Annotated in this window: 19 protein-coding genes, 1 tRNA gene and 3 rRNA genes; 14 read left to right on the top strand and 9 right to left on the bottom strand. The window is 64.4% G+C overall.

The genetic code is table 11. The features are described from left to right. Positions 1 to 62: 62 nt before the first annotated feature. From M0R89_RS23560 to M0R89_RS17675, 3 genes are all read left to right on the top strand, one after another. Entirely contained in the window at positions 63 to 239 is a 177-nt protein-coding gene (locus M0R89_RS23560) for a DUF7556 family protein (RefSeq protein WP_438267687.1), read from the top strand. A 201-nt stretch (positions 240 to 440) separates the two neighbouring features. Next, positions 441 to 641: a XapX domain-containing protein gene (locus tag M0R89_RS17680; protein WP_248650397.1), complete on the top strand. Its 201-nt coding sequence runs from the start codon at positions 441 to 443 to the stop codon at positions 639 to 641. 78 nt (positions 642 to 719) lie between these two features. Further along, positions 720 to 1160, top strand: coding sequence for an RDD family protein (locus M0R89_RS17675; RefSeq protein ID WP_248650396.1), 441 nt, complete (start codon positions 720 to 722; stop codon positions 1158 to 1160). Positions 1161 to 1335: 175 nt separating this feature from the next. Here the strand turns inward: M0R89_RS17675 and M0R89_RS17670 are convergent, their stop codons facing one another. The 5 genes from M0R89_RS17670 to M0R89_RS17650 all read right to left on the bottom strand — a co-directional run bounded on the left by M0R89_RS17670 (position 1336) and on the right by M0R89_RS17650 (position 6051). Beyond that, entirely contained in the window at positions 1336 to 3195 is a 1860-nt protein-coding gene (locus M0R89_RS17670; protein WP_248650395.1) for an FAD-binding protein, read from the bottom strand. 21 nt (positions 3196 to 3216) lie between these two features. After that, complete coding sequence (locus M0R89_RS17665; RefSeq protein ID WP_248650394.1) at positions 3217 to 4113, bottom strand: succinate dehydrogenase/fumarate reductase iron-sulfur subunit; 897 nt, start codon at positions 4111 to 4113, stop codon at positions 3217 to 3219. Positions 4114 to 4115: 2 nt separating this feature from the next. Continuing rightward, positions 4116 to 4481: a succinate dehydrogenase/fumarate reductase transmembrane subunit gene (locus tag M0R89_RS17660; RefSeq protein ID WP_248650393.1), complete on the bottom strand. Its 366-nt coding sequence runs from the start codon at positions 4479 to 4481 to the stop codon at positions 4116 to 4118. A gap of 1 nt (position 4482) precedes the next feature. Continuing rightward, entirely contained in the window at positions 4483 to 4875 is a 393-nt protein-coding gene (gene sdhC / locus M0R89_RS17655) for a succinate dehydrogenase, cytochrome b556 subunit (protein WP_248650392.1), read from the bottom strand. Positions 4876 to 4983: 108 nt separating this feature from the next. Then, a complete protein-coding gene (locus tag M0R89_RS17650) occupies positions 4984 to 6051 on the bottom strand; it encodes a succinylglutamate desuccinylase/aspartoacylase family protein (RefSeq protein ID WP_248650391.1) in 1068 nt (355 codons plus the stop codon). A gap of 99 nt (positions 6052 to 6150) precedes the next feature. Between M0R89_RS17650 and M0R89_RS17645 the strand changes: the two genes are divergently transcribed. Together M0R89_RS17645 and M0R89_RS17640 are read left to right on the top strand one after the other, a co-directional pair. Further along, complete coding sequence (locus M0R89_RS17645; RefSeq protein ID WP_248650390.1) at positions 6151 to 7494, top strand: ATP-grasp domain-containing protein; 1344 nt, start codon at positions 6151 to 6153, stop codon at positions 7492 to 7494. A gap of 156 nt (positions 7495 to 7650) precedes the next feature. Further along, the gene (locus M0R89_RS17640; protein ID WP_248650389.1) at positions 7651 to 8181 is read left to right on the top strand and encodes a DUF8215 family protein; all 531 of its coding nucleotides are present in this window, start codon (positions 7651 to 7653) and stop codon (positions 8179 to 8181) included. Positions 8182 to 8349: 168 nt separating this feature from the next. Here M0R89_RS17640 and M0R89_RS17635 read toward each other — a convergent pair whose 3' ends face one another. Beyond that, positions 8350 to 8826, bottom strand: coding sequence for a hypothetical protein (locus tag M0R89_RS17635; RefSeq protein WP_248650388.1), 477 nt, complete (start codon positions 8824 to 8826; stop codon positions 8350 to 8352). Between the two features lie 398 nt (positions 8827 to 9224). On the opposite strand from M0R89_RS17635, the gene M0R89_RS17630 reads away from it, so the two are divergent. Then, complete coding sequence (locus tag M0R89_RS17630) at positions 9225 to 9836, top strand: DNA-3-methyladenine glycosylase family protein (RefSeq protein ID WP_248650387.1); 612 nt, start codon at positions 9225 to 9227, stop codon at positions 9834 to 9836. A 220-nt stretch (positions 9837 to 10056) separates the two neighbouring features. On the opposite strand, the gene M0R89_RS17625 is transcribed toward M0R89_RS17630, so the two are convergent. Beyond that, the gene (locus M0R89_RS17625; RefSeq protein ID WP_248650386.1) at positions 10057 to 10428 is read right to left on the bottom strand and encodes a DUF7344 domain-containing protein; all 372 of its coding nucleotides are present in this window, start codon (positions 10426 to 10428) and stop codon (positions 10057 to 10059) included. A 547-nt stretch (positions 10429 to 10975) separates the two neighbouring features. Between M0R89_RS17625 and M0R89_RS17620 the strand changes: the two genes are divergently transcribed. The 7 genes from M0R89_RS17620 to rrf all read left to right on the top strand — a co-directional run bounded on the left by M0R89_RS17620 (position 10976) and on the right by rrf (position 20083). After that, positions 10976 to 12040: an ABC transporter ATP-binding protein gene (locus tag M0R89_RS17620; RefSeq protein ID WP_248650385.1), complete on the top strand. Its 1065-nt coding sequence runs from the start codon at positions 10976 to 10978 to the stop codon at positions 12038 to 12040. Then, positions 12037 to 12867, top strand: a complete 831-nt coding sequence (locus M0R89_RS17615) for an ABC transporter permease (RefSeq protein WP_248650384.1) — start codon at positions 12037 to 12039, stop codon at positions 12865 to 12867. Before M0R89_RS17620 ends, M0R89_RS17615 begins: the two co-directional genes overlap by 4 nt. A gap of 90 nt (positions 12868 to 12957) precedes the next feature. Next, positions 12958 to 14244, top strand: a complete 1287-nt coding sequence (gene aglM, locus M0R89_RS17610) for a UDP-glucose 6-dehydrogenase AglM (RefSeq protein ID WP_248650383.1) — start codon at positions 12958 to 12960, stop codon at positions 14242 to 14244. Between the two features lie 732 nt (positions 14245 to 14976). Then, a 16S ribosomal RNA gene (locus M0R89_RS17605) occupies positions 14977 to 16448 on the top strand. A gap of 153 nt (positions 16449 to 16601) precedes the next feature. Then, a tRNA-Ala gene (locus M0R89_RS17600) sits at positions 16602 to 16673 on the top strand. A gap of 228 nt (positions 16674 to 16901) precedes the next feature. Beyond that, positions 16902 to 19822, top strand: a 23S ribosomal RNA gene (locus M0R89_RS17595). A gap of 139 nt (positions 19823 to 19961) precedes the next feature. Next, positions 19962 to 20083: ribosomal RNA gene (gene rrf, locus M0R89_RS17590) — 5S ribosomal RNA — on the top strand. The 16S, 23S and 5S rRNA genes sit together here with 1 tRNA gene alongside, the layout of an rRNA operon. Before the next feature lie 218 nt (positions 20084 to 20301). On the opposite strand, the gene M0R89_RS17585 is transcribed toward rrf, so the two are convergent. Then, positions 20302 to 21978, bottom strand: coding sequence for a lipopolysaccharide biosynthesis protein (locus tag M0R89_RS17585; RefSeq protein WP_248650382.1), 1677 nt, complete (start codon positions 21976 to 21978; stop codon positions 20302 to 20304). 222 nt (positions 21979 to 22200) lie between these two features. On the opposite strand from M0R89_RS17585, the gene hisD reads away from it, so the two are divergent. Then, positions 22201 to 23475 carry a histidinol dehydrogenase gene (gene hisD / locus M0R89_RS17580; RefSeq protein ID WP_248650381.1) on the top strand — a complete coding sequence of 425 codons (1275 nt, stop codon included), beginning with the start codon at positions 22201 to 22203 and terminating at the stop codon, positions 23473 to 23475. 6 nt (positions 23476 to 23481) lie between these two features. Here hisD and M0R89_RS17575 read toward each other — a convergent pair whose 3' ends face one another. Beyond that, on the bottom strand, positions 23482 to 24867 hold the full coding sequence (locus M0R89_RS17575; protein ID WP_248650380.1) for a hemolysin family protein: 1386 nt from the start codon (positions 24865 to 24867) through the stop codon (positions 23482 to 23484). Positions 24868 to 24964 lie beyond the last annotated feature (97 nt).

The raw sequence follows: 24964 nt of genomic DNA, 5'->3' as shown, positions 1-24964 counted from the left end.
TATACTAAAGACCCTCTCGCGACTAAAACTGGAGTACCGAAACCGAACTACGGTGATCTACCCTGAGCTGGACACTCCCCACCGCAGAACTGGACGAATCGTTCGAGGACGGCGAAATCATGTTCGCGGTCGACGAGACGGACGACGAGCGCACGACCGTCATCGCCGACGTGTCGAACGACGAGGCGTACATCGCGATGCCCTTCGAGGAATCGAACACGCTATCGCAGTGGCGCTGACGCGGTAGACGGCCCTCTTTTCGCCTCGACCGATTCCAGGCGCTCCGGTGTCGACCGCCGAGCGACGCCTTCCCCGAAGTCGTTTGGCGGCACGGCACGGATTTCCGGCGGCACGGACTGCCGGCGGCGCGCTCGGCGACACGAGACCCCGGAACCGGGAATCCGAAACTGCTTCTAACTCCCGGGCTAATCCACCCATCCATGAACGTGACACTCACGCTCCTCGCGCTCCTGACGGGGTTCGTCACGGGCGCGCTGTTCACCTTCCTCGGCATTCCGCTGCCCGCACCGCCACGGCTCCCCGGTCTGGTCGGCATCGTCGGCATTTACGTCGGCTACAAGACGGTCGAGTACTTCGGCGCGGGCATCGACCTGCTGGCGGCGCTCGGACTGGCGGGCTGACGGGACCGCTCTGCGAGTCGGCCGAAAGACGACACGCGACCGACGGGATTACAAACCGCCAGCGAAAGGTCTCCGTCGATGCCCTCCCGCTACCACAGACCCGACCGCTCGTCGACCGACGTGGTCGGTGCCCGAATCGGTGCCCAAGTCGTCGACCTCGTTTTGCTGTTCGTGCAGGTGATGGTCGTCGCCGTCGGCCTCGCGGCTCTGGTCCGCCCCGAGAGCGAGGCCGCCGTCGAGGGGTACGTCGGAATCGCCTTCCTCACCCTCCCGCTCTACGGCGGTCTCCTCGAAGGGTTCTGGAACGGCCAGACTATCGGCAAGCGTGTGGCCGGTATCAGAGTCGTGAACCGGACCGGCGAGGCGGCGTCGGTCGGCCAAGCGTTCGTTCGGAACGTCCCCGCGGTCATCCTGTTCAGTTGGCTCACCAGCGCGGTCGCGCTCGCCGCGATAGCGATAGACGACCACAACCGGCGGGTCTTCGACAACTTCGCCGGGACCTACGTCGTGAAGGCCTGACGGGACGGCCCGGTGGCCGACGGTCGGGAGACGTTCCGTCACCCGTCTCGCCGCTCGAAGTCAGCGGGTAGGTCGAACGGAGCGGTGGGTCGAGCGGAAGTCCCGGACTACTCGTTTTGCTACGGCTCTGCGGGGTCGGAGAGACCAGAAAAACGAGGCGCGTACGGGGCGGCGCTCAGTACGAGCGTTCCTTCGGTTCGTAGGTCTTGTCCTGCCCTTCGAGGATGACCGGCTTGTACCAGAGTTCCGGCGTGCCGTCGTTCCACGACAGCATCGTGTGCTTGAGCCACTCGTCGTCCTTGCGCTCCTGGTGTTCCTGACGCCAGTGGGCGCCGCGGAACTCGTCTCGGGCAAGCGCGCCGAGCGTGATGGCCTCCGCGAGGTCGATGAGGTTGCGGGTCTCGATGGTGTGGATGAGGTCCGTGTTGAACGTCCGCGACGGGTCGTTGACGTACACGTCCTGATACGCCTCGCGGACCTCACGGATGTCTTCGAGCGCCTGCTTGAGGCCCTCCTCGTTTCGGAAGACGTTGACGTTCTCGGTCATCGACTTCTGGAGGTCGGCCCGCAACTCGGCGTGCTGGATGCCGTCGTCTTTCTCCATCAGCCGTTCGATGCGGGTGCGCTCGCGCTCGACCGCGCTGCGGACCGTCTCGTCGGGTTCCACGACCGCCGCGCCGCCGTCGGCCGAAACGTCGCCGCCGTCGGCCGCAACGTCCTCGTCGTCGGTGGCGACCGCACCGGGTTCGACCGGCGTTTCGAGACCGTCCTCTTCCTCGATTTCGGCGGTCTTGCCCGTCGTAATCTCCGCCTCGCTTACGTCGGCGCCAGCGGCGTGGCGACCGGCGCGCGCGCCGAAGACGATGAGTTCCGGCAGGGCGTTGCCGCCGAGGCGGTTCGACCCGTGGACCGAGACGCAGGCACACTCGCCCGCGGCGTAGAGCCCGTCGATGAGGGTCTCGCCGTTCTCGTCGGTCTCGATGCCGCCCATCTCGTAGTGCTGGCCGGGCTTGACCGGCATCGGCTCTTCGAGACCGTCGACGCCCTCGAAGTCCCGCGCGAGGTGGAGGATGTTCTCCAGTCGGTCGGTGATGCGCTCCTCGCCGAGGTGACGCATGTCGAGGTAGACGTACTCGTCCTCGACGCCGCGGCCCTCGTTGACCTCCGTGAGTTCCGCGCGCGACACCACGTCGCGGGAGGCCAGTTCCCCGTCGTTTTTGGCGTAGCCGTACTCGAACATGAACCGCTCGCCCTCGCTGTTGTAGAGGATGCCGCCTTCGCCGCGGACGCCCTCGGAGATGAGGACGCCCGTCGAGGGGAGCGTCGTCGGGTGGAACTGGACGAACTCCATGTCTTCGAGCGGGACGCCCGCCCGGTAGGCCATCGCCGCGCCGTCGCCGGTGTTGGCGACGGCGTTGGTCGTGTGGTCGTACACCTGTCCGGTGCCGCCCGTCGCGAGGATGACGCCGTTTCGAGCCTTGAAGCCCTCGACCTGCCCGGTCTTGATGTCGTAGGCGACGACGCCGTGACACTCCCGGTCGGCGGGGTCGTCGTGGTCGGTGACCGCGAGGTTCGAGACGTACCACTCGTCGTACACCTGAATCCCGCGCTTGACGACCTGCTCGTACATCGTGTGGAGCAGGTGATGGCCGGTCTCGGCCCCGGCGTAGGTCGTCCGCGGGAAGGAGAGTCCGCCGAACGGTCGCTGAGAGACTCTGCCGTCGTCCTCGCGGGAGAACGGCATCCCCCAGTGTTCGAGTTGGACCGTCTCCTCGGGGCTGTCCTGCGCGAGGGTCTCGATTGCGGGGGCGTCGCCGAGGTAGTCCGACCCCTTCATCGTGTCGTAGGCGTGGAGTTCCCAGTCGTCGCCCTCGCGAATCGCCGCGTTGATACCGCCTTCGGCCGCGCCGGTGTGGCTTCGCACGGGGTGGAGCTTCGTGACGATAGCCACGTCCGCGCCCTCCTCGTGGGCCGCGATGGCCGCGCGAAGTCCGGCACCGCCGCCGCCGATTACCAGAACGTCGTGTTCGTGCATAGTTTTGAATCTCGTCCGTTGTTACCAGAACTTGAGGTTCTGCTTGACCGCCTCTCGCTTGAGTTCCTGGATGTGTTCGGTCAACGGGATGTCCTTCGGACAGACGTTGGTGCAGGAGAACTGGGTCTGGCACCGCCAGACGCCGTGTTCCTGGTCCATCACGTTGAGCCGGTGTTCCTTCATGTCCTCGCCTTCGCGCTCGTCCATGGCGAACCGGTAGGCCTTGTTGATGGCCGCCGGACCGAGGTACTGGTTGTCCTCGGCCGCGATGTTACACGAGGACATGCAGGCACCGCACCAGATGCACCGCGTGGACATCTTGATGTTCTCGCGGTTCTCGCGGGTCTGTCGGTACTCTTCGAGGTCGCCGTCCGGTTCCTCGTCGGGTTGGAAGAACGGCTCGACCGCGTGCATCTGGTCGTAGAAGTGTTCCATGTCCACGACGAGGTCCTTCACCACGTCCTGATGCGGGAGCGGTTCGACCCGGACCGGTTCTTCGAGGTCCGAAATCTGGGTCTGACAGCCGAGTCGCTGGCGGCCGTTGATGAACAGCGCGTCCGACCCGCAGACCGCCTGTCGGCACGAGTGCCGGAAGGTCAGCGTGGTGTCGTAGCGGTCGCGGGCGTAGATGAGCGCGTCGAGGACCGTCATCCCCTTCTGCTTGGGGACGGCGAAGTCGTCGAACCGCGGCTCCATCTTCCCCTCGACCTCGGGGTCGTAGCGGAACACCTTCAACTCGAAGGACTCGCCCTCGATGTCGACGGGTGCGCCGGACACCGACTCCCGGCGCTGAGCGTCTCGCTGGGAGCGTCGTTGGTCGCCGTACGAGGCGCCTTCGGTAATCTCGGCCTCGGTCTCGGCGTTGACCTCCTGTTCGGTCTCGCTCTGCTCTTTCTCTTCTGGTACTTGCGTGCTCATGTTTACACCATTCCGTTCATGACGAGTGCGAGGTAGGTGCCCTGCGCCGCCAGCGCGAGACCGGCGATAGCGAGGACGCCCTTGACCACTGTCTTCTTCGTGCCCGTCAGGCCTTGATTCAGCAGTGCGGCGTAGACGCCGTTGACGCCGTGGAACGTCGCGGTCAGCAGGAACAGAACCATCGTGACGAGATAGCCCCACTCGCTCATGCGAGCGGTCGTCCCGGCGAACGTCACCTCCGACGCGTGGTTCAGGAAGTGCAGGAGGAAGAAGTGGAACGCCAGCACCACGACGAGGAACGCCGCCGTGACTCGCTGGAGGAGCCACGACGCGCTCCCGCTCTGGAACGAGGAGTAACGCTCGGCCATCTTAGAACGCCCCCTCCAGGAACGTCGGGATGCTCGCCAGCACGATGACACCCGTGACTATCAGCGATGCGTAGAAGCTCTTGTCCTGCGATTCGAGTCCGAGTCCGAGGTCCACGAACAGCAGGCGGACCCCGTTCAAGATGTGGAAGACGGCGACCGCCAGCAGGCCGACCTCCATGACGCGGACCACGAGCAGGCTTTCGAGCCCCTGAATCGTGTCCGTGTAAGCGTTGGCACCGGAGATTGCGGTACTCAGTACGGCGATGTGAGTGAACAGGTAGCCGACGAGTACCCACCCGGTGAACTTGTGGAATATCCAGGCCCACATCCCGGCCGTGAACTCCCGCCACCGGCCGAAGTCTTCGACGAGGCCTCGATTGTACGATTGACTCATACTTGTCCGTTCGGAGGGTTGGACTGTGGGCAAATAGAAGTTTCTACCTACTGCCGTACTCCAAACCGTTATCGGCGTCTGATTTTCGGAGACGCCGGCCGAACACGTTCACCGACGACTCGGACTCGCGGGCGTCGGCGTGTTCTCGACCGACTCGCTCCGGGCGCGCTCTCGCTTGAGCGCCTTCCGGGTCTTGGCCGAGAGTTCGACCATGTGACAGAGCGGGTTGCCCGGGTAGACGACCGGGTTCTCCAGCACTCCGACCAGCAGGCCCGTGAAAGGCGCCTCGACGGGTTCCCGGTCGGTCTTGAACGGGTTGGTGATGGTGCAGATGGTGTCGCCCTCATAGACCAGCGACCCGCGGTCGTGGTGCATGTCCACCAGTCCGCCCGCGTCGGCCCGAATCCACGTCTTCTCCTTGGCGTCGTCGATGACGGTCCGCCAACCGGGCCACTTCACCGACGGGGTGCGGTGGGCGCCGTACTCCGAGAGGACGCTCTCTACCCCCTCCAGTCCACGGTCGATGAACTCCCGCTGGAACCGGTGGGCCTCGCCCATCTCGATGGTGATGGTCGGGATGCCGTAGTCGGTCGCCTCCCGGCGGAGCGTGCCGGTCGGTCCCTCCGAGGAGATGATGACGTTCGAACCGAACGACTTGGCGAGTCTCGAAACCTCGGGGTCGGCCATGTCCGCCCGCACGTGTAGCATGTTCGTGCGCCCGCGCGTGGACGTGTGAAAGTCGAGACCGATGTCACAGGGCGCGATGAAGTTCCGGAAAATCTGGAAGGCCATCCGCTTGGCGCTGGTCGACCCCTGCCGACCGGGGAACGACCGGTTCAGGTCCCGGTCGTAGATGGGGAGGTAGCGCTCTTGGGCGAGGAAGCCGGGGACGTTCAGGACGGGCATACAGACCAGCGTGCCACAGAGGTCGTCGTGGTTCCAGCCGTGAGCGACTTCGCGGACCACCTCGATGCCGTTGAGTTCGTCGCCGTGGGCCGCGGCCGTGAGGAACACCGTCGGGCCGGGTTCGGCCCCGTTGACGATGGTGACGGGGATGCGAACCGGGTCGCCGAGATACGTCTCGCTGATGCCGTAGCGAACGTTCTGGGTCTCACCCGGCTCGACGATTCCGCCGTTGTACGTAAACGCGTCCGGGTCAGCCTCCGAACCGGTCATGTGCCCACTCGGACCCCGCCGTATATAAAGGCGCGGCAGACGGCCAGTCTCGCCCAACGTTCGGCTTTTTAAGCGATGGCGTCCAATACGTTACTATCAATGACTGCTGACGGTTCCGGTGTGCGCGTGGGTGTACTCAGTCTTCACAACAGCAAAGAAACGAAGGCGATTCTGAATGCTATCGAGGATCTCGGTCACGAACCCTTCTGGCTTCGCGAGGAGAACACGGCGGTGCAACTCCGGGACAGTTCCGTCGAACTCGAACCCGAGGTCGACGCGGTGGCGAACCGACTGTTGCTCTCGAACACCGAACAACCGTCGGAGGCGCTCGGTCTCGCCAAGATTTACGACTCGGTCCGGCCGGTCCTCAACGACCCGAGTTCCGTGATGACCGCCATCCACAAGTTCTCGACTGCGACCGCGCTGGCCGACGCGGGCATCGCGGTGCCCGACGCGCTGTTGGCGCTGTCGAACGACCGACTCAACGACGGCCGCGACGGCTTCGGCGACGAGGCGGTGTACAAGACCGCCATCGGGACCCACGGCGGCGGGACGTGGAAGGTCGGCCCGGACGAACTCGTCAACCCCCGGGTCGGCGACCGGCAGGCGTTCCTGCAGGAACTCATCGAACGCGACGACGCCCGACACCGCGACCTGCGGGTGTACGTTGTCGGCGACCGCATCGTCGGCGCGATGAACCGCTACGCGCCCGAGAACGACTGGCGGACGAACGTGGCACTTGGCGGCGACGTGGAGGACGCGAGCGACACCCTCCCGCGAGAAGTGGCATCCATCGCCCGCGAGGCCACGGATGTCATCGGTCTCGACTACGCCGGTGTGGACCTCATCGAGGGTCACGACGGCTGGTACGTCCTCGAAGTCAACCCCACCGCGGGCTTCAAGGGCCTGTTCAAGGCGACCGGCAGGAGCGCCGCGCCGTACATCGCCCAACTCGCAATCGAACGCGCGGGCGGCACGGTGGACGAGGGGAGAGTCGAGAACCTGACCGCCTCGCTGGACGACTCGGTTCCCGCCTGCAAGCCGATGCCCAAAGAGACGGGGTCGAGCGAGCCGGTAACCATCGGCTACACCGAGGAGGTCATCCTGAGCGGGACCAGCGGTTCCGAGACGGTCGTCGCCAAGTCCGACACGGGCGCGACGCGGACCAGCATCGACACCAAACTCGCGGCGGAAATCGGGGCGGGACCCATCAAGAGCATCGCCAAGGTCAAGTCCGGCAGCAGCAAGTCGAGTCGGTCGCGTCCGGTCGTGGACGTGGTGGTCGGCGTCGGCGGGAACCGACACACGGTCACGGCCAGCATCGAGGACCGCAGCCACATGGACTACCCGGTCTTGCTCGGCCGGGACATCCTGAAGCACTACCAAGTCAACGTCCAGAAGCGCGTGGACGCCGAGGAAGAGACTGAAGAAGAGGAGGAGTAACTCGCGCGGACTCGGCGTCTCTCGGTGGGGCGGTCGCCGTCCGCTGCCGGTGGGACTTTATCCGCGCTCGACCCCCGAGGTTTCGACCTGACCTGTCCCGACACGACTCGGTTCAACCCCAGATTTTTGGCCGTAGGCGTCGTCAGCACCACCGTCATGACCGACCGGCCCGCCAGACAGACTCGCGCGGCCGAGAGCCGTCGTCGCCAGTCGTGGTCCGGGTGGGGCGAGGGAACCGTGGACGAGAAGGACGGCATCGGCGTGTTCTTAGACGACGTGACCTACGTCTTCGCGGACGTCTCGGCCCTGAGCCTCCCGATTCTCTGGACCGTCCTCGTCGGCGGGACGAACGAGTGGGTGGGCGTCAAGACCGCGGCGCTGGTCGCGTGGCTGACGACGGTGGCGGTCGGGGCGCTGATTCGCGGCGGATGGGTCACGCCGCTGGCCACCGACGCGCCGGGATGGGTGGCGTTGACGCCGTGGCTGGTCGCCCTGCGAGTGTTCTACTACAACGCGGCGCTCGCGCTGGCGGCCTACGGCGGCCGGGCGCTCGGCGAGGCGTCGTCGACGGTCGGACCGCAGTGGCCCTCGCTGGCGACCGTCGGGTTCGCGTTCGCCGTCGGGGCGCTCGCGGCCGCGCTGTTCCCCCGCGTCGCCGAGTCGTTCTACGGTGCCGTGGCGGGGTGAGCGTCGTCCCAGACTGTGAACGTGGCGGCGTGACGGACGGGAGTCGAACGTGACAATTCTCTGTACTTGCGAAAACAACAAGAATATTTCCGAGAGCAATGTCGAGTCGGCGCTACTCGGTTTCGCGTCGGTCGCTCGACTCGAAAAAGATGCGCGGGAACCGCGCCGTCAGTCGTTGTAGTACAAGCCGTCTTCCTCGTCGTCGTCGGTGTTCTGCCGCACGCAGTCACCGTAGGCGACCACGGCGTGCCACTTCGTTCCGACCTCGACCGCAGTGTCGCCGTTCCGGTACGAGGCCATCTTCTCGCCGAGGCTCCGGCAGTTCGAGATGTCGTCGTCCGACGACGGCGACCCGGCGATCATCGCGCCGTCGACTTCGGCGCCGTCGTTCGTTCCGAAGTCGGTGTCGGGGTCGGTGTCGATGCACGTCGGATGGTGGTCGTATCCCATCTCCTCGTTCTCGCAGTCGTTCCCGTCGTCTCCGCCCCAACCGTCGTCGCTGTCGTCCTCTCCCCAACCGTCGTCGTCCCAGTCGGCGACCGGTCGGGCGTCGCGCGCCGGTACGGCGTCGGACCCGGCGGCGACGGGGGTCGTCAGGCTCAACACCACCGCGAACGCGAGCAGGAGCTGTGTCGCTCGTTTCATAGGTATCCCGGCTTGGGCTGCCTCGACACGGTGTACTCCCGGTTCTGGTCCACAGTTTCCCGGTGGGGCGGCCGGTACTCGCCGTGTCGCCGGCCGGCCGCACGCGCTTCCGGTCGGGCCTCCGCCGCGACTCGGAGGTGACCGACATCGCGCTTCCCGCGGTCGGCCGGACTCGGGAGGGCCGCAAGCCGATTCGAACGCGGCGGAGAACCACGATAAATCCATCCGGAAATTGTGATTATATTCTTCTAGGTCCTAGACCGGCGAAAAATGCCACGGCGAGTCGACGCTTCACGGACGCGGCGACGTCTCGGGAGCGGGGAAACGACTGGTACGCGACAGTCGGAGGCGACCGGAAGCCACACGCTCATCTATCTCCGGCACCTACCTCGCGTCGAATGACCGACGAAGCCATCGCCGCGCTCCGCGGCGACGAGTACCTCGGACCGCTGGTCGCCGAGTACGGGCCGATGACCATCGAACCCGCCGAGAACTTCTACGAGCGGTTCGTCGTGTCCATCCTCCGCCAGCAGGTGTCGATGGCGTCGGCCGCGGCGACCCGAGAGCGACTGTTCGACCGGGTCGAACCGACGCCGGAGGCGATGCTCGCGGCCGACCCCGAGGTCCTTCGGGACGCCGGCCTCTCCCGGCAGAAGACCGAGTACGTTCGGAACGTCGCCGAGGCGTTCCTCGAAGAGGGCTACTCGCAGGCGTACTTCGCCGGCGTCCCCGACGAGGAGGTGGTGGCCGAACTCACGTCCATCAAGGGCGTCGGGGAGTGGACCGCCGAGATGCAACTCATGTTCTCGCTCGGGCGGCCCGACGTGTTCCCGGTCGGCGACCTCGGCATCCGGAAGGGGATGGACCGCCTCTTCGACGCCGAGATGACCCGCGCCGAGATGGTCGAGACCGCCGAGCGGTGGGCGCCGTACCGAAGCTACGCCAGCCTCTACCTCTGGCGGGCCGACGAGGACATCACCGAGAGCGTCGGCGAAGTGACGCAGGACTAACTCGGTTCGAGCGCGGGAAGTAGGCGGAGCGGCGAGCGTGTTCGGGGGAGGAAAGTCGAGACGGCTAGCGGACGGGCGGTTCGGAGGGCCGAGAGTCCCGGGAAGTCCTACTCGAAGTGACCGTCAGCGGGACAGTAGAGGCCGAATCCTTCGGAAGCTGTTCGGCGAACGGTCGGAGCGTTTCGGCGGGAAACTCCTCTGGTCGGACGGCGTCCCAATGTCAGACGACGTTCTCCTCGGCGGCGGCGAGGTCGAGGTACTCCGCGAGCGGCATCTCGTCGGCTTCGGTCAGCGCCACGTAACTCTCGTCGGCGTCGAACGCGACTGCGCCCGCTTCGTCCAAGCGGGGGAGTTGACTGTGATAGAGGTCGGCGAGAACGCGCTGGCGGTCCGCGTCGTCGTTCTCCCACGACACGATCTGGTCGGCCAGTTCCTCGACCGACATCGCGCCACCCTGTTTTCGAAGCGAATAGAGGACGTACCGGCGCCGCTGGTTCGAGAGAATATCGAGCGTGGCGTCGAGTGCGGGAGAGATGCCACGGCTTCCCCCTGCGCGGCCGTCGGTCACGTCCGGAGCATCCGTATCCATCATGCAATTCCTACTCCAAACTCCGGGGCAAAAAGCACGGTACCTAAAGGATTAGGTGGTGCCCTCTCGAAGCGGGGCGTGTCTGTGTTTCCCGGTCATATCAACCGACCAATTCGACGGAGGGCGTCGGGTCGAGACGGCCGATTACGGTCCGCTTTCTCGCGGCGTTGGCAGTTCACCTCGCGGGGCACACGAACCGTCGGCGCGGCCCCGTCGGAACCTCTTAATCCCCGGAGCGTCTATCGCCGAGTGCGTACCTCAAGTCCCCGCCCGAGCAGTCCCATACGGGAGCGATGACAGCGCGGAGAACCCGGGTGCGCGACATAGAGTCGTGGCGCTTCGCGCCACGCACGGCCGGTCGGTCTCACCGACTCGCCACGTGGTGCTACGTAGTAGCACCCGCCCGGCACGAGGGTTTGCCAGCAGACTCGGCACGCCGCCACGGGATGACGCTGGAGGTTAGTGTTCCGGGCGACATTTCCGTACTTCGTCGCTACTACCGTCACTACCGGTGACTGCGCTTTTACTCGTCAGGCCCCTATCGCTGGTAATGACGATTCAGGAGAGGCGGGAGCGTCCCGGGCAGTCTGCGGAAGAACAGTCCGCAGAGGAGCACTCCTCGGAAGAGCAGTCCTCGGGGTCGGCGGACGACTCGCAACTTGCCGAGTCGCCCGCCATCGCCGTCGAGGGGCTTCGAAAGCGGTTCGGAAGCGGTTCCGAGGCGGTCACTGCGGTCGACGGAGTCTCGTTCACGGTCGAACGGGGGTCGGTCGTCGGCCTGCTCGGTCCCAACGGCGCGGGGAAGACGACGACTATCAAGTCGATTTTGGGGATGGTCCTTCCCGACGCCGGGTCGGTCCGGATTCACGGCACCGACGTGTACGCGAACCCCCGGCGGGCCTACGCCCACGTCGACGCAATGCTGGAGGGTGCCCGCAACGACTACTGGCGGCTGACCGTCCGGGAGAACCTGCGGTACTTCGCCACCATCGGCGGGGTCGACCCCGACTCGATAGCCGACCGCCACGACCGACTTCTCGACAAACTCGACCTCGCGGACGTGGCCGACCAACCGGTCCGGAACCTCTCGCGGGGGATGAAACAGAAGGTCTCGCTGGCCAGCGTCCTCGCCGGCGAGGCGGACGTGATATTCCTCGACGAACCGACGCTCGGTCTCGACGTGGAGAGTTCGCTGACGCTCCGGCGCGAACTCCGGCGTATCGTCGCCGAGCGCAACCTGACCGTCATAGTGAGCAGTCACGACATGGACGTCATCGAGGACATCTGCGACCGCGTCGTCATCATGAACGAGGGACGAGTCATCGCCGACGACACCGTCGAGAACCTGCTCCGCGGCTTCGACGCGCGAGGGTACCGCGTCACCAGCCCCGACTTCGACGAGTCGCTGGTCGCGGACTTGCGCGACCGTTTCGAGGTCGTCGGCGTCGAGCGCCTCGGCGACCGGACCCGCGTGGAGGTGGCGACCGACAGCGACGGGTTCTACGCGCTGACGGCGTTCCTCCGAAGTCGCGACGTGACCCTCGACGCGGTCGACACCGTCGATTGGGACCTCGAAGACGTGTTCGTGGAGTTGACCGGAGGGAAGGACCGATGACGGACTCGCACCTCGACTCGCCCGACTCTCGACGCGAACCGGACGCGCCGCGCCGGGCGGGCTACCTGCAACTCGCGCAAGCGGTCCTCTACCGGGAGTACCTCATCTTCGTGCGCTATCCCGCCAACGCCATCGGCGGCATCGTCGTCTCGCTGTTCTTCTTCGGCCTGCTGTTTTACGGCGGGAAGATGCTCGCGGGGCGGGCGCTGACCGATTCCATCGAGGGCATCATCGTCGGATACTTTCTGTGGACGCTGTCGGTAGGCGCCTACTCGGCCATCTCCAACGACATCGGAAGCGAGGTCCAGTGGGGGACGCTCGAACGCCACGTCATGACGCCGTTCGGGTTCGCGCCGGTCGCCTTCCTCAAGGGAGTCGCGAAACTGGTTCGGACGTTCGTCACCTCGACGGTCATCTTGGCCGCGATGCTGCTCGTGACCGGGACGACGCTCGCGCTCGACGTTCTCACTATCGTCCCGGTCGCAGTCCTCAGCGTCGCCTCGGTGCTGGGTCTGGGCTTCGCGGCCGGGGGCGTCACGGTCCTCTACAAGCGAATCGGCAGTTGGCTCAACCTCCTCCAGTTCGGCTTCGTCGTCCTCATCTCGGCACCGGCGTTCGGGGTGGGGTGGACGAAGTTCCTCCCCCTCGCGCTCGGAAGTTCGATGCTCCAGCGCGCGATGGTCGACGGGACCCGGCTCTGGGAGTTCCCGCTGGCCGACCTCGCCGTCCTCTCGGGAACGGCGGTCGGCTACGTGGCGCTCGGGTACGCCGTCTTCGAGTACGCGACCCGGCGGGCGCGACGGCTCGGCGTTCTCGGCGACTACTGATTCGGCCGACGTCGTCTCGGCGGTGTTCGGCGCTGGCTCGTCCGTGGCGTACCCGTAATGCTCATGTGACGGGCCGAGGTGCTGTCAAACGTGCAAATCAACATCATCGGTAGCGGGTACGTCGGGACGACGGTGGGGGCGTGTCTCGCCGACCTCGGCCACGAGGTCACGGCTATCGACATCGACGAGGACGTCGTCGACGCTATCAACGCTGGCGAGTCGCCGATACACGAACCCGGTCTCGACGACTTGCTGGCGGAACACGTGGGCGGGAACCTCACCGCGACGACTTCCTACGAGGGCCTCGCGGACGCCGACGTTACCATTCTCGCCGTGCAGACGCCTTCCCGCCCGGACGGGAGTATCGACACCGGGCCGCTCCTGAGCGCGGCCGAGATGGCGGGCGAGGCGTTGCGGGACACCGAGGAGCGTCACCTCGTCGTCGTCAAGAGTACGGTCACGCCGCCGAACGTCGGAGCGCTTCGCGACGCCGTCCTCGACGGTGCTGGCGACGCGCGCGACTTCCTCGAGGTGGCAGCGAACCCCGAGTTCCAGCGCGAGGGGTCGGCGGTCGAGGACTTCCTCCACCCACAGAAGATAGTCTTCGGCACCGACTCGGACTGGGCGACCGACAGGCTACGGGCAGTGTACGCGCCGCTGGTCGCGGACACGGACGCCCGAGTGGTCGAGACAGACCCCGAGACGGCGATGATGGTGAAGTACGCTAACAACGTCTTCCTCGCGTCGAAGATCAGCCTGATAAACGAACTCGGGAACGTCTGCAAGGAGTTCGGCATCGACGCCTACGAGGTCGCGGACGCCATCGGGATGGACGACCGCATCGGCGAGCGCTTCCTCCGGTCGGGCGTCGGGTGGGGCGGGTCGTGTTTCCCCAAGGACACGGCCGCGCTCATCGACACCGCTCGCGAGTCGGGATACGAACCGGAACTGCTCGAAGCGGTCGTCTCGGTCAACGACGGCCAACCCCACCGGATGGTCGAGTTGCTCACCGACCACGTGGACGTGGAGGGACGAACCGTCGCCGTCCTCGGGTTGTCGTTCAAACCCGGTACCGGCGACATTCGAAACTCGCGGGCTATCCCGGTCATCGAACGACTCGACGACCTCGGGGCCGAGGTCGTCGCCTACGACCCGGTCGCAGCCGACAACATGCGCGAGCGATTCCCCGACGTGACGTACGCGGACGACGCGGCCGACGCACTTCGAGGAGCGCACGGCGCACTGGTCGTCACCGGTTGGGACGAGTTCGAGGCGCTCAATTCGGAGTTCGACGAGATGGCCCGTCCCGTCGTCGTGGACGGCCGTCACGTCGTGGAGCATCGCGACGGCCTGACCTACGAGGGCCTCACGTGGTAACACGACGGTAGTTCAGTCTCTTCTTTGCCGACCGTCCCGGCTCGCACGGAGGATGTGGAGGCCCGCCCTCGAGTGCGCAGGCGCGAACAACAACCCGATAAACCACCCGATAAATCGCCTCACCAAAACAACTTACAGTCTAACACGGACTGGGCACGCCGTTCGATAAGAGTCGATTACTAGTCGGCGAGGGGCCGTTGCTCTTACCCATGGAAACGTTACGCAATGGACGCTCGATTCGACGGCCTTAAATCTATCCGGGTGTTTCGTAGTGATGTGAGCGGCGTCCTGCGATTCGGGACGTTCGCACCACGCCCGATCCGATGCCCTTAAGTGTAACAGGGTACTCGGATTGGATGTGACGAGCCTTCGGGGGTCTTCCCACCGAAGGACGACCGCGGTTCGGTGCCCTTAAATGATAGGGGCGCATTGAACCGTTACGCAGAGAAAGACGCGACGTGATTCGCGAGACGTTCAACCCGTCTCGCAGTCTCGGACCACGAACACGCTTCGATGGGTTTAAGCCCAATCGACGCAAACGTTCAGGTCCGAAGGAAATGAGGATTCCACCCCTGCGGTCCGCCGTACACGATGGAATCTGATGTTAGCCCTGGTAGTTCGGTGACACTCGGTCGGTTACGACCGTGTCGTCGAACTAACGGACCATAGAAGATAGACACGATACATGTGTCTCCGCCAGAAACCCACCGAGCCATTACGCGCTCGGCAACCATTCCGGTTGATCCTGCCGGAGGCCATTGCTATCGGAGTCCGATTTAGCCATGCTAGTCGCACGGGTTTAGACCCGTGGCAGATAGCTCAGTAACACGTGGCCAAACTACCCTGTAGACCAGTATAACCTCGGGAAACTGAGGCTAATGCTGGATACGACTCTCAGGCTGGAGTGCCGAGAGTCAGAAACGCGCCAGCGCTACAGGATGTGGCTGCGGCCGATTAGGTAGACGGTGGGGTAACGGCCCACCGTGCCGATAATCGGTACGGGTTGTGAGAGCAAGAGCCCGGAGACGGAATCTGAGGCAAGATTCCGGGCCCTACGGGGCGCAGCAGGCGCGAAAACTTTACACTGCACGACAGTGCGATAAGGGGACTCCGAGTGCGAGGGCATATAGTCCTCGCTTTTCTGAACCGTAAGGTGGTTCAGGAACAAGGACTGGGCAAGACCGGTGCCAGCCGCCGCGGTAATACCGGCAGTCCAAGTGATGGCCGCTATTATTGGGCCTAAAGCGTCCGTAGCCAGCCAGACAGGTCCGTCGGGAAATCCACTCGCTCAACGAGTGGGCGTCCGGCGGAAACCAGCTGGCTTGGGGCCGGAAGACCTGAGGGGTACGTCCGGGGTAGGAGTGAAATCCTGTAATCCTGGACGGACCACCGGTGGCGAAAGCGCCTCAGGAAGACGGACCCGACGGTGAGGGACGAAAGCTAGGGTCACGAACCGGATTAGATACCCGGGTAGTCCTAGCTGTAAACGATGCTCGCTAAGTATGGCACACACTACGAGTGTGTGCTGTGCTGTAGTGAAGACGAGAAGCGAGCCGCCTGGGAAGTACGTCCGCAAGGATGAAACTTAAAGGAATTGGCGGGGGAGCACTACAACCGGAGGAGCCTGCGGTTTAATTGGACTCAACGCCGGACATCTCACCAGCTCCGACTGCAGTAATGAAGGTCAGTGTGATGAGCTTACCTGACGCTGCAGAGAGGAGGTGCATGGCCGCCGTCAGCTCGTACCGTGAGGCATCCTGTTAAGTCAGGCAACGAGCGAGACCCGCATCTCTAATTGCCAGCAATACCCTCGAGGTAGTTGGGTACATTAGGGAGACCGCCACGGCTAACGTGGAGGAAGGAACGGGCAACGGTAGGTCAGCATGCCCCGAATGAGCTGGGCTACACGCGGGCTACAATGGCCAGGACAACGGGTTCCAACCCCGAAAGAGGACGGTAATCTCTTAAACCTGGTCGTAGTTCGGATTGAGGGCTGAAACTCGCCCTCATGAAGCTGGATTCGGTAGTAATCGCGCTTCAGAAGAGCGCGGTGAATACGTCCCTGCTCCTTGCACACACCGCCCGTCAAAGCACCCGAGTGAGGTCCGGATGAGGCCCGGTTCCCGGGTCGAATCTGGGCTTCGCAAGGGGGCTTAAGTCGTAACAAGGTAGCCGTAGGGGAATCTGCGGCTGGATCACCTCCTAACGCACGAGACCAGGTCGACGACCTGGCTCACACACCCGTTCGTCACCACCATACGACGAACACACGCGAGGGTTCCTCGACGACGCGTTCGTATTACCGACCGAGCACCTTTGAACTACCAGGGCTACACTACATTCCCCGTCCGGGGGAAGGGCCCATAGCTCAGTGGCAGAGCGCCTCCTTTGCAAGGAGGAAGCCCTAGGTTCGACTCCTAGTGGGTCCATGTCTCGGGCTGGAACGTGAACCGTGTCCCTTAAGTGGGAGACGGAGCAACGTTCGAGTCCGAACTAACCGATGCACTACACCGTGAAAGCGCGTGTAGGAAGGGTTCGATGCACGCTCCTACACCACCTGTAGGACGTGGCAATGACGACCGTATGTACGTGCAATCCAGGCGTCCACTGGATCCGATGCGTAGCAGTCAATCCGGGTCACAGTGCGATGTATACCAACAGCGTGGCTACTGTGCCAGCTGGTGGATGGCTCGGCTCGAGCGCCGACGACGGACGTGCCAAGCTGCGATAAGCCTAGGGAAGCCGCACGGAGGCGAAGAACCTAGGATCTCCGAATGGGAATCCCTACAACAATTGCCTTGCGCAATGGGGAACGTCGAGAATTGAAACATCTTAGTATCGACAGGAAAAGAAATCGCAAGAGATGTCGTGAGTAACCGCGAGTGAAACCGACACAGTCCAAACCGAAGCCCTCACGGGCAATGTGGTGTTCCGGACTGACACCCAGCACCCGACCGAACAGAAGAAGTCTTCTGGAACGGAGCGCGATACAGGGTGAAAGCCCCGTATTCTGTTCCAGTACGGTGTGCGTCAGCTCCAGAGTAACAGGGATTGGAAATTCCTTGTGAATATCGCGGGCATCGACCGCGAAGACTAAACACGACTCGAGACCGATAGCGAACAAGTAGCGTGAGCGAACACTGAAAAGCACCCCACAAAGGGAGGTGCAATAGAGCCTGAAATCAGTTGGCGATAGAGCGACAGAGCTCAAAAGGCCCTGCAACAAACGACACGAGTGCAAACTCGCAGTAGGACTTGCAGGGAGCCGGTGTTCTGTCGTACGTTTTGAAAAACGAACCAAGGAGTGCATCTGATTGGCAAGCCTAACCGGTTCATCCGGGCAGGCACAGGGAAACCAACATGGCCGCAGCCCTCACGGGCCAGGGCCGCCGTCTTCAAGGGCGGGGAGTCAACCGGATGCGACCCGAAACCAGATGATCTACGCGTGGGCAAGGTGAAGCGTGCCGAAAGGCACGTGGAGGCCTGCTAGGGATGGTGTCCTACAATACCCTCCCGTGACCTACGTGTAGGGGTGAAAGGCCCATCGAATCTGGCAACAGCTGGTTCCAACCGAAACATGTCGAAGCATGACCTCTGCCGAGGTAGTTCGTGGGGTAGAGCAACCGATTAGGGGCGCCGACTTCGAGAGAAGTCGGCCCCCTTGTCAAACTCCAAACCTACGAACGCCGTCGACGCAGGGAATCCGGTGTGCGGGGTAAGCCTGTGCACCAGGAGGGGAACAACCCAGAGCCGGGTTAAGGTCCCAAAGTGTAGACTAAGTGCAATCTGAAGGTGGTCTCAAGCCCTAAACAGCCGGGAGGTGAGCTTAGAAGCAGCTACCCTCTAAGAAAAGCGTAACAGCTTACCGGCCGAGGTTTGAGGCGCCCAAAATGATCGGGGCTCAAGTCTACCACCGAGACCTGGCCATGCGGATCACACCGCAACTGAGTAGGTTGGCACTCTGTTCGGATGGAAGCTCGGGCGAGAGCTCGCGTGGACCGAATAGGGACGAAAATCTTGGTCATAGTAGCAGCGTTAGTCGGGTTAGAACCCCGACGGCCTTACGAGCAAGGGTTCCTCGGCAATGCTGAACAGCCGAGGGTTAGCCGGTCCTAAGTCTCACCGCAACTCGAATGAGACAACAGGGAAACAGGTTAATATTCCTGTGCCGCTATGCAGCGAAACCGACGCCTTGGGAACCGTCAAGCCGGGCTTTCGCCCGGTCAAATCCGGGAACTTCGTGGAAGCCGTAATGGCACGAAGCGAACGAAGCCGGAAACAGCGCAAGTTGACGTTACCTAGGGCCCGTGAAAAGGGAGCATAGCGTCCGTACCGAGATCCGACACAGGTGCTCTGGCGGCGAAAGCCAAGGCCTGTCGGGAGCAACCGACGTTAGGGAATTCGGCAAGTTAGTCCCGTAAGTTCGCGATAAGGGATGCCTGCTCCGGATAGGAGCAGGTCGCAGTGACTCGGACGCTCCGACTGTCTAGTAACAACATAGGTGACCGCAAATCCGCAAGGACTCGTACGGTCACTGAATCCTGCCCAGTGCAGGTATCTGAACACCCGGTACAACGGGGCGAAGGACCTGTTAACGGCGGGGGTAACTATGACCCTCTTAAGGTAGCGTAGTACCTTGCCGCTTCAGTAGCGGCTTGCATGAATGGATCAACGAGAGCGTCACTGTCCCAACGTTGGGCCCGGTGAACTGTACGTTCCAGTGCGGAGTCTGGAGACCCCCAAGGGGAAGCGAAGACCCTATAGAGCTTTACTGCAGGCTGTCGCTGGGACACGGTCGCTGATGTGCAGCATAGGTAGGAGACGTTACACAGGTACCCGCGCTAGCGGGCCACCGAGTCAGCATTGAAATACTACCCGTCAGTGACTGTGACCCTCACTCCGGGAGGAAGACACCGGTAGCCGGGCAGTTTGACTGGGGCGGTACACGCTCGAAAAGATATCGAGCGTGCCCCAAGATTTCCTCATCCGCGTCAGAAACGCGGAACAGAGCGCAAGAGCAAAAGGAAGTCTGACAGTGTCCTCCACAACGAGGGACGCTGACGCGAAAGCGTGGTCTAGCGAACCTATCAGCCTGCTTGATGCGGGCGATAGATGACAGAAAAGCTACCTTAGGGATAACAGAGTCGTCACTCGCAAGAGCACATATCGACCGAGTGGCTTGCTACCTCGATGTCGGTTCCCTCCATCCTGCCCGTGCAGAAGCGGGCAAGGGTGAGGTTGTTCGCCTATTAAAGGAGGTCGTGAGCTGGGTTTAGACCGTCGTGAGACAGGTCGGCTGCTATCTATTGGGGGTGTTACGGTATCTGACAGGAACAATCGTATAGTACGAGAGGAACTACGATTGGATGCCACTGGTGTACCGGTCGTTCGAGAGAGCGCGTGCCGGGCAGCCACGCATCACGGGGTAAGAGCTGAACGCATCTAAGCTCGAAACCCACCTGGAAAAGAGATACCATCCGAGACCACTCGTAGAAGACGAGTTCGATAGGCTCGGGATGTACGCGCCGAGGCAACGAGGCGTTCAGTCCGCGAGTACTAACAGGTCGAGCCACACACTCATCACCGCACTGCGCCCGATTGACACACACTCATCGGGTCCAGGCGCAAACTGGATTGCACACACTACATACGGTCACAACGACCATCGAATCACCGACGGTGGACCAGTATCGCGGTTCGATTCCGCGAGTCGGCGTTAAGGCGGCCACAGCGGCGGGGCGACTCCCGTACCCATCCCGAACACGGAAGATAAGCCCGCCTGCGTTTCGGCGAGTACTGGAGTGCGCGAGCCTCTGGGAAATCCGATTCGCCGCCTCCCACTCATACTCCGACCCCGTTCGGCACCGCGCCGGACGGGGTCGCTTCATTTCGAACTCAACGCTCGATAGCGGCCGCGCCGGACGGGGTCGCTTCATTTCGAACTCAACGCTCGATAGCGGCCGCGCCGGACGGGGTCGCTTCATTTCGAACTCAACGCTCGATAGCGGCCGCGCCGGAAGTCGCGGACCTCGCCCAATCGCGAAGAGAAACGAGTCGTTACCGGAGCGACGTTGGAAACGCGTCTCGGTAGCGTTCGACCAGCGTCGCGCCCAGTCGCCGCTCGACCGTCGTGAACTTGAGGCGTCGGAGCGACACCGCGTACGCGAGCAGTCCCAGTGCGGTTCCGACTACGAACGCGACGGTGTCCGGCAGCGCGAACCTGACGGTCAGCGCGACCAGTGCTAACGGTAGCCCCGCGACCAACGGCTTCGCGTGGAGGCGCGTGAACGGCTGGAGTCCTTCGAGGTAGTACAGCACCGCCACCTCCAGACCGTTGTTGATGGTCAGCATCAGCACGTAACTCCCCACCAACCCCGGGAGTCCGAACTCCGTGGTCAGCGGAATCGCCGTCACGGTCAGAAACGCGGTGATGACGACGTTGACGACGAGCAGCGCCCGCTGGTGGTCGGTCATCGTCAGCAGGATGCCGACGCTCCCCGCGGCGCAGGCGGCGTACTGCGCGACGACGAATCCCGGCAGGAGCGGTGCGTACTCGACGAACGTCGGACCGAACAGACTCATCACGGACTTTCGGTAGACCACGACCGGAATCGCGAGCCCCGTCACGCCGACCAGCACTAGCCGACTCGTCACGTGGTAGAGTCTCGCGAGCGCGTCCCGGTGGCCCTCCTCGTGGAGCGCGGCCGCGACCGGCGGGATGAACTGGTTGATGCCCAGCAGCGGCAGGCGGACCAGCGTGCCGACGAGGACGCCCACCGCGAACACGCCGCCCGCGACGCTCGACAGGAACATCGCGATGAGCGGGTAGAACCCGAGTCGCTGAGTCGTGGTGGCGAACCCGCCGACGAACAGCGGGAGGGTGAACGAGAGGTACTTCCGTCGGAGTCGCGCGGCGTCGCCGCCCCGGAGTCGGGGACGGAAGTCGCGTTCGCGGACCAGCCAGACGGCCGCGCCGACGCCCGACAGTCCCATGACGAGCAGGACGCCCGCGGCGGCGAGCGCGAGGTCGTGGAAGACGAAGGTGGCGACCGCGCCCACCCCGAGTTGGGCCGTCGGGAAGCAGACCCGGAGGGTGAGGTTCAGCGGGCCGACGGCTTCGAGACCGCGCAGCACCTCGGTCACGGTGAACAGCCAGACGCCCGCCGGGAGACCGACCGCGAAGATGCGCAGGAAGAGTTCGAACTGTGCGCCTTCGTCGGCGACTCGCGTCACCAGCGGCGCGGCGGCGAACAGCGCGACGCCGAACGCAGTGGCGACGCCGACCAGCAACAGACCCGCGAACGTGGCGAGCGCGTCGCGCTCGGCGTTCGAGTCGGCGTTCGGCAGGAACCGGCTCAGTCCGCGCCGGAAACCGAGCGTGAGTCGGAGCAGATACCGCTGGAGTCGTCGGGCCAGCGCGAACACGCCGTACGCCCCGGCGGAGAACCCGTTCGTCAGAACTGCGGTGAAGGCCAGCGTCAGTCCGCGCTGGAGGAGGATGCTCGGCACCGAGACGGTCGCGCCGTGGGCGACCCGCTCTAGCGCGTCTTCGAGGCGGGCCTCCGCCGGGTCGCGACCGGTCGCGTCGCCCGTCGGCGACTCCTCGCTCGCGCCAGAGACGTGGGAGTCAGGCACAGTCGAATCGGCGGCGTCGCTGCGAGTCGGGTCGTCCTTCGTCCGACCCGACTCGCGCCCGGCGGTCGAACCGCGCGGGTCGGTCGATTCGGAGGTCACGGTTCGACTTGCTCCAAGCGTCGAATAAATCCGCTGGTCCTACTCGTCGGCCTCCCGAATCCCGCGCCAAACCCGCCGTCAGTCAGCGGCACGTCGACGTGCCGGACGCCGAGCGGTTCGCGCGAACACCGAATTCGGTTAGGAAGCCGTCCGTTTCGGCCGCGAGACCGACGCCTCGCCCGAAGGACAATCGTTTTTCGCCCGCGTTCCGAAACACTCCCCATGAACGTACGAAAGCTTGCGGACCTCGGCCCCGACGACCGGCGGGCGCTGTTCGACCGCGACGCCGGTATCGAAGGCGTCCGCGAGGACGTGCGCGACATCGTCTCGCGCGTCCGTGAGGAGGGCGACGTGGCGGTCCGGGAGTTCTGCGAGGAGTTCGACGGCGTCTCGGTCGGCAACTTGGACATCACCGACGAGGCCGAACGCGCCTACGACGAGATAGACGACGGGATTCGGGAGGCCATCGAGACTGCCGCCGAGAACGTCCGGGAGTTCCACGAGGCCCAACTCCCCGACGACTGGCGCCGGGAGTTCGCCGACGGCCGCGAGTTGGGTCGCCGGTTCAGACCGCTCGAACGCGTCGGGGTCTACGTCCCCGGCGGGGCCGCGGCCTACCCCTCCAGCGCGCTGATGGGCGTGATTCCCGCGAAGGTGGCCGGCGTCGAGCAGGTCGCGGTGGCGACCCCGCCCGCCGAGGAGATGAACCCGGTGACGCTCGCGGCCATCCACGTCGCGGGCGCGGACGCGGTGTTCAACGTCGGCGGCGCGCAGGCGGTGGCCGCGCTTGCCTACGGCACCGAGCAGGTCGACCGGGTCCAGAAGGTCGTCGGACCGGGCAACAAGTGGGTCACGGCGGCGAAGGCCGAGGTGCAGGGCGACGTGGCCATCGACTTCCTCGCGGGACCGAGCGAGGTTCTCGTCGTCGCCGACGACACCGCTGACCCTCGACTCGTGGCCGCGGACCTCGTGGCGCAGGCCGAACACGACCCCGAGGCGTCGGTCGTGGCCGTCACCGACGACGAGGACACCGCCGAGGCTATCGCCGAAGAAGTCGAGTCGCAGGTCGAGAACCGTGAGCGCGCGGACGTCGCCCGAAAGGCCCTCGACGGCGACGAGAGCGGCGTCTTGCTCGCGCGCTCGCCCAGCGAGGCCATCCTGTTCGCCGAGGAGTACGCCGCCGAACACCTCTCGATTCAGGCCGACGACGACGAGGAGATTTTAGACCGCATCGACAGCGCCGGGAGCGTCTTCCTCGGTCCCTACACCCCGGTCGCGGCGGGCGACTACGCCAGCGGTACCAACCACGTTCTCCCGACCAACGGCGGAGCGAAGATAACGGGCGGCCTGTCGGTCGACACCTTCCTGCGAGAGACGACCGTCCAGCGACTCGACGAGGGCGCGCTCGGCGACCTCTCGGAGACGATTACGACGCTTGCGGAGGCCGAGGGGTTGGAGGCGCACGCCGAGAGCGTGCGAAAGCGATTCGAGGACTGAGGCCGGTCAGTTCGGCCGTTCGTCTTCCGGCGGTTTCGTCCGCTCGTCTCCGTCTTCGCTACTCGCGTCTCTCGTCGGTCCCCGTTCCCGAACGACGACCGTCGAGACCCGAGCGCCGTCCACGTCGGCCACGTCGAGGTAGTAGCCGTCGGTCTCGATGCGGTCGCCGACCTCCGGCGCACGCCCGAGTCGGTCCAGCACCAGTCCGCCGACGGTGTCGAACTCCGACACCTCGAAGTCGGCGTCCAGTCGCTCGTTGACCGCCGAGACGGCGACGCCGCCGTCCACGGAGAAGACCCCGTCGCTCCGCCGGTCGATGGAGGGTTCGCGGTGGTCCACGTCGAACTCGTCGCGGATGTCGCCGACGACGACCTCCACGAGGTCCTCGACGGTCACGATGCCCTCGAACGACCCCCACTCGTCGATGACCGCGGCCATCTGGCTCTGCTCGTCCTGGAACTCGGTGAGGAGGTCGTTGACGCGGCCGGTCTCCGGGATGACCGGCAGGTCGCGCGCGAGATCGCCGGCCGTGACGCTCCCGTCAGCGTCCGCAGATTCGCCCGCCCGAAGCACGTCCTTCACGTCCACGAACCCGACCGCCTGGTCGCTGTCGTCGGCGTCCACGACCGGATAGCGCGTGTGCCCGGACTCGATTATCAGTTCGCGGAGGTCCGATAGCGGGAGGTCGGACCGGACGCTCACCACGTCCGGGCGGGGAACCATCACTTCGCGGACCGAGACGTCGTCGAGGTCGAACACCCGCTCTATCATGTCGACCTCCGCCTTGTCGATGTGGCCCTGATTACCCGAACGTGTCAACACCATCAGCAGTTCCTCCTCTTCGAGGCTCTCTTCGGTCTCGGACACCGGCGGGACGCCGAGTAGTCGGGTGAAGGCGTTGGCCGTGCCGTTGAACAGGATGATGCCCGGGACGAACAGGTAATAGAAGAACTTCATCGGCGGCGCGGCCAACAGCGAGACTCGCTCGGCGCGCGCGATGGCGATGGTCTTGGGCGCGAGTTCGCCGAAGACGACGTGGAGGAACGTGATGAGGCCGAATCCCACGGCGAAGGAGACGAGGTGGACGAGATTCGTCGGCAGGAACGGTCCTATAACCGGTTCGAGGACCGCCGCCACGGCCGGTTCGCCGATCCACCCGAGGCCCAGCGACGCGATGGTGATTCCGAGTTGGGTCACCGCGAGGTAGTCGTCGAGGTTGTCGATGGCCGCCTGCAACGTGGACGCGCCCGGCGCGCCCTCCTCGACGAGCGATTCGACGGTGGTCGACCGGATGCGGACGAACGCGAACTCCGTGGCCACGAAGAAGCCGTTCAGTACCACCAGAAAGAGCGCGAGCACGATTCGCGCGGCCGAGAAGACGAGGTCTACCATCTGGCCCTCCGCGGGGGTCCAGTCGTCTGCGGGGCTCCGTCCGAAACCGGGCTCGCGGCTTCGCGTCTCATCATACTCTCACGTAGCGTTCACGATG

It is taken from the genome of Halorussus limi, assembly GCF_023238205.1.
In the GTDB taxonomy this organism is placed as follows: Archaea; Halobacteriota; Halobacteria; order Halobacteriales; family Haladaptataceae; genus Halorussus; species Halorussus limi.
The sequence above is the reverse complement of the archived record's forward strand: the minus strand, read 5'-3'. Positions and strand labels throughout refer to the sequence as shown.